Origin of the sequence: Escherichia sp. MOD1-EC5950, from assembly GCF_002965345.1 — a bacterium.
In the GTDB taxonomy this organism is placed as follows: Bacteria; Pseudomonadota; Gammaproteobacteria; order Enterobacterales; family Enterobacteriaceae; genus Escherichia; species Escherichia marmotae.
Genome location: NZ_PTSR01000018.1, coordinates 85,668 through 94,797 on the forward strand (window position 1 = coordinate 85,668; position 9,130 = coordinate 94,797).

Annotated in this window: 8 protein-coding genes; 1 reads left to right on the forward strand and 7 read right to left on the reverse strand. The window is 54.6% G+C overall.

Annotated elements, in window-relative coordinates:
- Positions 1–67 precede the first annotated feature (67 nt).
- From nrfG to nrfA, 7 genes are read right to left on the reverse strand one after another with little or no spacing between them, the layout of a single operon-like run.
- The gene (nrfG, locus tag BEA93_RS16895; RefSeq protein ID WP_000812997.1) at positions 68–664 is read right to left on the reverse strand and encodes a heme lyase NrfEFG subunit NrfG; all 597 of its coding nucleotides are present in this window, start codon (positions 662–664) and stop codon (positions 68–70) included.
- Complete coding sequence (gene nrfF, locus BEA93_RS16900; RefSeq protein WP_001037812.1) at positions 661–1,044, reverse strand: heme lyase NrfEFG subunit NrfF; 384 nt, start codon at positions 1,042–1,044, stop codon at positions 661–663. Before nrfF ends, nrfG begins: the two co-directional genes overlap by 4 nt.
- Positions 1,037–2,755 carry a heme lyase CcmF/NrfE family subunit gene (locus BEA93_RS16905; protein ID WP_072024168.1) on the reverse strand — a complete coding sequence of 573 codons (1,719 nt, stop codon included), beginning with the start codon at positions 2,753–2,755 and terminating at the stop codon, positions 1,037–1,039. The genes nrfF and BEA93_RS16905 overlap by 8 nt, the downstream gene beginning before the upstream one ends.
- 19 nt (positions 2,756–2,774) lie before the next feature.
- Positions 2,775–3,731 (reverse strand): cytochrome c nitrite reductase subunit NrfD, encoded by a 957-nt coding sequence (gene nrfD, locus BEA93_RS16910; protein WP_105224787.1) that lies wholly within the window; start codon positions 3,729–3,731, stop codon positions 2,775–2,777.
- Entirely contained in the window at positions 3,728–4,399 is a 672-nt protein-coding gene (gene nrfC / locus BEA93_RS16915; protein WP_000220276.1) for a cytochrome c nitrite reductase Fe-S protein, read from the reverse strand. Before nrfC ends, nrfD begins: the two co-directional genes overlap by 4 nt.
- A complete protein-coding gene (nrfB, locus tag BEA93_RS16920) occupies positions 4,396–4,962 on the reverse strand; it encodes a cytochrome c nitrite reductase pentaheme subunit (protein WP_010377524.1) in 567 nt (188 codons plus the stop codon). Before nrfB ends, nrfC begins: the two co-directional genes overlap by 4 nt.
- A 44-nt stretch (positions 4,963–5,006) precedes the next feature.
- Positions 5,007–6,443, reverse strand: coding sequence for an ammonia-forming nitrite reductase cytochrome c552 subunit (nrfA, locus tag BEA93_RS16925; RefSeq protein ID WP_000196871.1), 1,437 nt, complete (start codon positions 6,441–6,443; stop codon positions 5,007–5,009).
- A gap of 392 nt (positions 6,444–6,835) precedes the next feature.
- On the opposite strand from nrfA, the gene acs reads away from it, so the two are divergent.
- Positions 6,836–8,794, forward strand: a complete 1,959-nt coding sequence (acs, locus tag BEA93_RS16935; RefSeq protein ID WP_105224788.1) for an acetate--CoA ligase — start codon at positions 6,836–6,838, stop codon at positions 8,792–8,794.
- The last annotated feature ends 336 nt before the right edge of the window (positions 8,795–9,130 follow it).

Here is a 9,130-nt window from a genome sequence, read left to right on the forward strand (position 1 = left end):
TTTTCTGAATGCGTTCATTCGGTTAATTTTTATGCAGCTCAATAACATAATCTTCAGCTCCGGATGATTAATCCGATCGCCGCTGCAGCAGTTTTGCCATATTAATCGACTCAACCAACTGTGTCCGGTTTACCCTGGGTGAGTTGAGATCCATCACTTTTTGCCATAGTTCGATGGATTGCGCGTAGTTCGCCTGCATAAACGCATCAGAAGCCAGCAGCATCAGGGCGGTGATTTCGTTTTCGTCCAGCGCCAGGGCTTTGTCGATCATCGCACGAGCCTGGGCGGTCATATGCTGGCTGGCCTGGTAATAAAGCACCGTCGCCAGCGCCGCGTACAGTTCAGCGTTCTCACCGCGCAGTCGCAGCGCCTGACGGTACGCCAGCAGCGAATTACTGTAATCGTTTTGCCACAGGTAATACTCGCCCAGCAGCGCCCACTGTTCGCTATTTTGCGGGTTGGCGCGAATTTTATCCTGCAATGCCTGAAGCTGTGTCTCCGGTGTTTGCTGGCTGGCAAACTGATGTAACGGATCGCGCTGGCGCAGATACTCCGCACGTGCCGCCTGCCATTTCGGACTTAACAGATAACCGCCGATACAGAGCAGCGCCATCACAACCGCCAGCGCCACCAGCGTTTTTACCGGCACTTGAGGCTGTTTCATCGTTTCCCCCTCACCCGCCAGAGGATCAGCGCCATCAGCAGTAACAACACCACTGGCAGCGCCCACAGGAGCAGCGTCTGGCTGGTCAGCGGTGGGTTATAGCGGACAAAATCACCGTAGCGTTCGGTCATCCAGCCGACAATCTCAGCTTTGCTTTTCCCCTCCGCCACCATCTTGTAAACCTGATGACGCATACTGACTGCCACCGGCGCGTTGGATTCCAGTAAGTTCTGATTCTGACACTGCGGGCAACGTAACTGACTGGCAATATTTAACGCCTGTTCCTGTTGTTGCAGATTGGCGAATTGCCAGGTGTCTACGACCTGGGCGTGTGCAAAACAGGCAAATATCAACAGTAACGTGAGAAGCAATTTATTCATCGCGATTTCTCCCCCGCCATCCGCTTAGCAATGCACCCGCAATCATCAACAACCCTCCCCCCCAGATCCAGCGCACGCCGCTTTGTACATACAAACGAAAAGCGTATCGATCTGGCCCGGTTTTCTCCCCCATCACTGCATACCAGTCATGGATGCCGTTCCAGCAAATAGACGGCTCCATCATTTGCTGACGGCGCGCTTCATAAAAACGCCGCTCCGGCGTCAGTTCACCAATACGTTGCTGATGGTCAAACAGCGCCACTACCGCTTTTTCGCTGGTGTAATTGCCTTTGGCTTGCAGATCGAGGCGTTCAAAACGGAAGGTGTAACCCGCCAGCGTCACCTGCTGACCCGGCTGTAAATTCAGGCTGATCTCCTGACGGCTAATGCTGGAAACCACGATCCCGGCGGCAAATAACAGCACACCAGAATGTGCCAGCAGCGCCGGAAGCGGTGCACGTTTGCCAGAGACATACGTCGCCAGCACAATCACCACCAGCATCAACAAACCAAACGGTAATGTCGCGCGATTAAAATACGGCGCACCAACGGAGAGACGCCCCCAGCCCAGCAGGCCGTAAATCATCGGATACAGCGTTCCCACCAGTACGATCAGCAGCACCGCGCAAAACAGTAACAGCGTTGCGAGAATTAACATTTCCCGCGATACCCCCGAAAAACGCACCGCAGAGCCACCGTCCCGCGCCCGCCAGCTATACAGCGCCAAAGACGCAAGGCTAATCAGTGCAAACAGGCTGAACAGCGGCACGGCGCGAACGTTATCCAGCGCGAACGCATGAACCGAAACCAGAATGCCGGAACGAACAATCAACGTACCCAGCAGCGACAACATCAGCGTAACTATCGCCAGCAACAGCGACCAGTGGCGGAAAATTCCCTGCCGACGAGTCAGAGACAAACTGTGCAGCAGCGCAGTGGCAGAAAGCCAGGGTAATAAGGAGGCGTTTTCCACCGGGTCCCAGAACCACCAGCCGCCCCAACCCAGTTCGCAATAGGCCCACCAGGAACCGAGGATGATCCCCGCCGTTAATGCACACCACCCCGGCAGCGCCCATCGCCAGCAGACACGGGCGCTGGCTGCATCAAACTCGCCGCGCAGTAAACTCGCCAGCGCCACACTCGTCGCCACCATCAAACCGCCATAGCCGAGATAAAGCAGCGGCGGATGGAAGATAAGACCTGGATGCTGCAGCATCGGATTGAGATCGCGGCCTTCGATTGCTGGTGGGAATATGCGCACAAAGGGATCAGACCACAGCAACACAAACAGCAGCAGCGCGGCGAGTATGAGAGATAAAACGGCTAACGTGAGCGGAAATAGCGACCCGGTTTGCTGCCGATAATGCCAGGCAAACAGCGCGCTCCAGGCGGAAAGCAACAGCACCCAAAGCATCAACGAACCTTCATGACCGCCCCACACCGCCGCCAGTTTGAGTTCCCACGACAGCAAACTGTAGCTATGTTGAGCGACATAAATAACCGAGAAATCGCTGGTGAGAAAACAATACGTCAGTACGCCAAAGGCAAGCAGCAGGAGCGCGAACTGTGCCAGAGTGCCGATGCTGGTGAGCCGCATCATAGCAGGCCAGCGCAGTCGCACACCCACGAAGGTCGTCAACGGGGTCAACACGTTGACCCCGAGACTTAACAACAACGCCAGAAAACCGACTTCAGGAAGGAATACGTCCAGAAACCACCTCTTTTCTGGCCTACGCCACCGTCAACTGCCCAGCGTAGAGAATGAAAAAGCGCAGCATCAACACACCGATCAGGCTGGCTCCACACGCCGCCAGCACGGCGGGAATGCCGGAACTGCGATTCACCCACGGTTTGAGCAGCATTGGCACAATCAGCCCCAGCCCGACAACGCCAAGCCAGAACCACCCTGTCCAGAAACCGCCGCCCAATGCTGCCACCAGCGCCCGCACTTTACCGTCATCGCCCAACGCCAGACCGACGAAAAACGCCACCAGCAGGAAGATTTCACCCCATACAACGGGTATTTCCATACGGTGAACAAAGTGCGCTTCCGTGGAATGCGGGTTATTGCGCTGGCGTATCGCCATGGCGATCAGCGCCACTGCCGCACCGGACGAGATGCCGGAGAACAGGAACAGCACCGGCAGAATCGGGTTATTGAGGAACGGATACGATTTCAGCGCCGACAGCAGAAAACCGGTATAAGCCCCCGGCAACACCGCCAGCACCAGCATCAGCGTTTCCAGCCCGCGATGAACAGGCGTCAGCAGGGTCAGAACCTTTTGCACGATCCCCAGCTTCGGCAACCAGCGTTGTTGCAGGGCAAGCAAATCTTGTTCAAAGATTTTCGCCAGCCACAGCACCAGCACCACCATGTAGAGCTGAAACAGCATCACCCCCATCGACATCACCGAGGTAAAACTGTAGTGGAACATCAGTTTCCAGAAGGTCCACGGCTTCGTCAGGTGGAAGACGAGGATCAACAAACCGAGGATCACCGCGCCAGGCCCGACAAACAGCGTGGTACGCAGCAACGTACTGTCTGCACCGCCCACCTGTGGATAGAAACGACGCAGCAACACAGCCAGCGTCACCAACCCCGCAGAAATTCCCACTAAAAACAGATAGATGGCAATCGGCCAGTCCCACACCAGCGATTCAAAATGAAATGCGGAAGCCTGAGTCATTGGCTTACCTCCCCGTATTTAAACGGCACGCGGTACAGCTTCGGCTTGGTTCCCAGCGCCAGCTTGTAGCGGTAAGTGGTTTTCTGGCGCAGCAGTTTTGAAATTTCACTGTTGGGATCATCCAGATTGCCAAATGTCAGCGCCTTCGTCGGGCAAGCCTCAACGCACGCGGGCAGCTTACCGGCCTGCAAATTGGTCTTACGGCAGAAGTCGCATTTGTCCGCGGTCTTCGTGACCGGATGGATAAAGCGCACGCGGTACGGACAGGCGGCGATGCAGTACTGACAACCGACGCAGAGATCAGGATTAACATCGACAATCCCGCTGGCGGCATCGCGAAAAGATGCACCGGTCGGGCAGACGTCAACGCACGGCGCATGGTCACAGTGCTGGCAAGACTTACGGAAGAAGCGATATTTCACATCAGGAAATTCGCCCTGCGGCTCGCTGCGAATAATCGTCAGGCGCGAAACACCTTCCGGCACCTTGTTCACTTCCCGACAAGCATCCATACAGGCGGTACAGCCGATGCATAACGACTCGTCATGCACCATGCCGTAACGCACGCCATTGATATTCAACGTTTTCGCCACCACGCGCCCTGCGGTGCCGCTGACGGCTGCCAGCACGCCGACGCCGGTGAGAAACTGGCGACGAGACCAGGTCATGGCTGCTCCTTAAGCAACGGAACAGACGCCGGGTTAAAGTTCGGATTGGTGCGCTGATCGCTGTGGCAATCGACGCAAATCTTAATCCGTCCTTTGTCACTTAACGTCTGCATCGTATCTTGCTGTGGATGCAGGGAATGACAACTGGCGCACGCCACTTTAGTGACATGAACATCGTGCGGCCAGAATGCTTTTTGCAACTGTTCCGGTAGATGACAGGACATACAGACACTGTTCTGCTCTCCAACGTTGTACATCGGCTCGTTAAAGCGCATCACATCTTTCACCCCTTCGCGATGTTGCGGCGACGGCTGGCCGTGACAGTTGGTGCAGGTAACCGGCAGTTTGTTATTCGGGTTGATAACGGAAGCATGTTTGCCATGCATACCTTCGGTGTCTGGCTTATGACAGTCCAGACAGGCGGCGTCCGGGTTACGCTGCTGGGTAACTTCGTAGCGATCATCAGATACCTGCGCTGCAGGGGTAGCGGTAATTCCGTTCAGGCTCCACAACAGGCCCGACGCCAGCACCCCGGCAGTTAATAACGAACGTAATACGCTCATATTCACTCCATTGTGTTTTCCGCCCCTTGCGAGGCGGAACGGGGTTATTGGCTTAACAGACCGTTTTTACGTGCCTGCTCTTCCCACTGCGGGATCACCGTTTTGATAAAGTCCTGCTTCTCGGCCTTGATTTGTTCCATGTTCAGGCCAATTGCCTGCTGGGCTTTCTCTTTGGTCGAGATATCCGGGATCTGGATTTCATGGGTGATACCTTTGGTCGCCAGCAGGCGCGCCAGTTTGGTACGCGCATCAGCGGCTTTATCCATCGCCGTGCCGAGCATCCGCAGACCTTCTTCCGGTGCATGCATATGAATGCCGTGGGAAGCGATCGCCAGATCCCAACGCCACTGGGCATGACGGATGTCGTCCTGAATCGGCTTCATCTCGGCTTCCGTAGCGCCTGCATCCAGTGCCGCTTTCGCTTCGAAGTGAGCGTGAACCAGTTGATCCTCAACCTTGATTTTCAGGTCATTAATCGACTGTTTACGCTCCGCGACCACTTTTTGCAGCGTGGCTTTGTCCTGGGTATGACAGTTCGCACAAGTCTGGGCGAAGTTATCAAACGGATTGCCAATTTTATGGTCGGTGTAGAGTTTGCCTTCCGCGTTCTGCACTTTCGGCATGTGACAGTCGATGCAGGTCACGTTGTTTTTGCCATGAATGCCCGCAGTCCAGGTTTCATATTCCGGGTGTTGCGCTTTCAGCATCGGCGTTTTCGACAGGGAGTTGGTCCAGTCGGAGAAGGCAATTTTGTCGTAATACTGCTCCATATTTTCGACTTTCATGCCGTTATCCCACGGGAACTTAACGGCTTTATCTTTACCGTCAAAGTAATACTCCACGTGGCACTGACCGCAGACCATCGACTGCTGGTCAAAACGACCACCTTTCTCAAAAGGCTTACCAATGGCTTCCATCGCACGTGCCGCATACGGACGGGAAAGAGTTAACTCTGGTTTGCCTTTGGCGAACTCTGGCGAAGCGGTGTTATGGCAGTCAGCGCAGCCCAGGTTGTTGACGATTTCCGGGCCCCCGCGCGCCCATTTACCGTGGAAGTAACCATCTTCTCCGTCTTTCTGGATCAAACGCGCCACGTCCGGACTTTTACAACTCCAGCAGGCCATTGGCATCGTGCCATCTTCGGCATTTTTCGGCGCACCGGTACGCAGGGTTTCGCGCACATCGGTAACGGCGTAGGCATGGCCGCGCGGTTTGTTGTAATCGCGCGAGAAAGGATACCCCGCCCACAGGATCACCAGTCGTGGATCTTCCGCCAGTGCGTCAACACGCTCTGACTGTTCCGAGGTGGCTTTCCAGGAGAGATATTGATCGGGATGCTGCGGGGCAAAGGTTTCATTCTTCGCTTCCACAGTTACAGGTTTCGCGGGAGCGGCCGTTTGTTCAGCGTGAACAGAAGTGAGAAAGAAAAAAGGAACCAACAAGCTGAAGAAACGGCGTGCGTTTATTTTTATCCTTGTCATAGGGGCTTCATCCAAATTTTGCCATTGAGGCAATGGCAGTTTTTATTGTTTTTTCATGACAGTAACCGCACATACACTGTCATGACATTGCTCGCCCCTATGTGTAACAAATAACCACACTCTGAATGTTGTCTTTAATCAATTGTAAGTGCATGTAAAATACCACTTTAGAGTTAGTCGGTATTTTTCCCGTTTCCAACGGTATGCATAACTGCATGTTCCTCAAAGAATTAATCAACTTTTGTTAGTGACCTTCAAAAATACCCTGCCGTTTATTTGCACTATTCTGCTTTTGCGTGATCTGCCGCCCAAATACTAAACAAAACTACCAATACCCCTACATTTAACGCTTATGCCACATATTATTAACATCCTACAAGGAGAACAAAAGCATGAGTCAAATTCACAAACACACTATTCCTGCCAACATCGCAGACCATTGCCTGATAAACCCTCAGCAGTATGAGGCGATGTACCAACAATCCATTAACGCACCAGATACTTTTTGGGGCGAACAGGGAAAAATTCTCGACTGGATCAAACCGTACCAGAAGGTGAAAAACACCTCCTTTGCTCCGGGTAACGTCTCGATTAAATGGTACGAAGACGGCACGCTGAATCTGGCGGTAAACTGCCTTGATCGCCATTTACAAGAAAATGGCAATCGTACCGCCATCATCTGGGAAGGCGACGACGCCAGCCAGAGCAAACATATCAGCTATAAAGAGCTGCATCGCGACGTTTGCCGCTTCGCCAATACCCTGCTCGGGCTGGGCATTAAAAAAGGCGATGTTGTGGCGATTTATATGCCAATGGTGCCGGAAGCTGCGGTCGCAATGCTGGCCTGCGCCCGTATTGGCGCGGTGCATTCGGTGATTTTCGGCGGCTTCTCGCCGGAAGCGGTGGCCGGGCGCATTATCGACTCTAACTCACGACTGGTGATCACCTCTGATGAAGGCGTGCGTGCCGGGCGCAGCATTCCGCTGAAGAAAAACGTTGATGACGCACTGAAAAACCCGAATGTCACCAGCGTTGAACATGTCATTGTACTGAAGCGTACTGGCGGAAAAATCGGCTGGCAGGAAGGCCGCGACCTGTGGTGGCACGACCTGGTTGAGCAAGCCAGCGATCAGCACCAGCCGGAAGAGGTCAACGCCGAAGATCCTCTGTTTATTCTTTATACCTCCGGTTCTACCGGAAAACCGAAAGGCGTGCTGCACACTACCGGCGGTTATCTGGTTTACGCGGCGCTCACCTTTAAATACGTCTTTGATTATCATCCGGGTGATATCTACTGGTGTACCGCCGATGTGGGCTGGGTTACCGGGCACAGTTATTTGCTGTACGGCCCGCTGGCCTGCGGCGCGACCACGCTGATGTTTGAAGGTGTGCCAAACTGGCCGACGCCTGCCCGTATGGCGCAAGTGGTGGATAAGCATCAGGTCAATATTCTCTATACCGCGCCAACAGCCATTCGCGCACTGATGGCGGAAGGCGATAAAGCGATTGAAGGCACCGACCGTTCGTCGCTGCGCATTCTCGGTTCAGTAGGCGAGCCAATAAACCCGGAAGCGTGGGAGTGGTACTGGAAGAAGATCGGCAACGAGAAATGCCCGGTGGTCGACACATGGTGGCAGACCGAAACCGGCGGTTTCATGATTACCCCACTTCCTGGCGCTACCGAACTGAAAGCCGGTTCGGCAACGCGTCCGTTCTTCGGTGTGCAACCGGCACTGGTAGATAATGAAGGCAATCCGCTGGAGGGCGCGACCGAAGGCAGCCTGGTGATGACTGACTCCTGGCCGGGCCAGGCGCGTACGCTGTTTGGCGATCATGAACGTTTTGAACAGACCTATTTCTCCACCTTCAAAAATATGTATTTCAGCGGCGACGGCGCGCGTCGTGATGAAGATGGTTATTACTGGATCACCGGGCGTGTGGACGATGTACTGAACGTTTCTGGTCACCGTCTGGGGACTGCGGAGATTGAATCGGCGCTGGTTTCGCATCCGAAGATAGCCGAAGCCGCGGTGGTCGGTATTCCGCACAATATTAAAGGCCAGGCGATTTACGCCTACGTCACGCTTAATCACGGGGAGGAACCGTCACCAGAACTGTACGCAGAAGTCCGCAACTGGGTGCGTAAAGAGATTGGCCCGCTGGCGACGCCAGACGTGCTGCACTGGACCGACTCCCTGCCTAAAACCCGCTCCGGCAAAATTATGCGCCGTATTTTGCGCAAAATTGCGGCGGGCGATACCAGCAACCTGGGCGATACCTCGACGCTTGCCGATCCTGGCGTGGTCGAGAAGCTGCTTGAAGAGAAGCAGGCTATCGCGATGCCATCGTAACCCACAATTGCCTGATGCGATCCGGCCTACATCTGGCAACGGCTGTAGGTCTGATAAGACGCGACAGCGACGCATCTGGCGTTGATTGCCGGATGCGGCGTAAACGCCTTATCCGGCCTACATTCGGCAACGGCTGTAGGCCTGATAAGACGCGACAGCGACGCATCAGGCGTTGATTGCCGGATGCGGCGTAAACGCCTTATCCGGCCTACATTCGGCAACGGCTGTAGGCCTGATAAGACGCGACAGCGACGCATCAGGCGTTGATTGCCGGATGCGGCGTAAACGCCTTATCCGGCCTACATTCGGCAACGGCTGTAGGCCTGATAAGACGCG